At 59.2% G+C, this 719-nt stretch carries 1 protein-coding gene; it reads right to left on the bottom strand.

The genetic code is table 11. The features are described from left to right. Nucleotides 1-16: 16 nt before the first annotated feature. Nucleotides 17-719: IS3 family transposase (locus tag CAL18_RS16675; RefSeq protein WP_094818366.1), on the bottom strand; the 703-nt coding region annotated here is incomplete at its 5' end.

Genomic DNA, 719 nt, shown 5'->3' with positions numbered 1-719 from the left:
TGACCTGCCCCCAGACTTAGTACGGCACCGACATAGAGTCCAGGGTTAAAAACCGTTGTTGTCGATGCGCCTGAGCAAACTGCTCCGGCGTTAAGTATCCCAGCGCGCTATGCGGGCGTTCGGTGTTGTACTCGACGCGCCAGTCTTCGATCAAGGATTTGGCTTGGCGCAGCGACAGGAACCAATGCTCATTCAGGCATTCATCGCGGAATTTTCCGTTGAAGCTCTCGATGTATGCATTCTCCACGGGTTTGCCTGGTCTGATGAACGACAGCTTCACGCCGACCTGATAGGCCCAAGCGTCCAAGGCCCTGCCGGCAAACTCTGGGCCGTTGTCCACGGTGATGGATTTGGGCAGCCCATGCAGTTCCGCAAGCCGTTGCAGCACCTGCGCCACCCGCAATCCCGGCAGTGATGTATCGACCTCGATGGCAAGACACTCGCGCGTGTAGTCATCGACGATGTTCAAGCACCGGAACCTGCGGCCATAGGCCAGACCGTCGGACACGAAGTCCATCGACCAGCTCTGATTCGGCGCCGTCGCAACGGGACGAACTACCCGCTCTGCGGGAGCGATGCGCTTGCGGCGACGCTTACGAACGCTCAAGCCGGCTTGGCTGTAAAGCCGCCAGACCCGCTTGTGATTCATCTGCCAGCCTTCACGGCGCAGCAGAATATGGATGCGCCGATAACCGTAGCGTCGCTTGAGCGCTGCCATC

It is taken from the genome of Bordetella genomosp. 7 (assembly GCF_002261415.1).
Lineage (GTDB): Bacteria > Pseudomonadota > Gammaproteobacteria > Burkholderiales > Burkholderiaceae_B > Bordetella_A.
The sequence above is the reverse complement of the archived record's forward strand: the minus strand, read 5'-3'. Positions and strand labels throughout refer to the sequence as shown.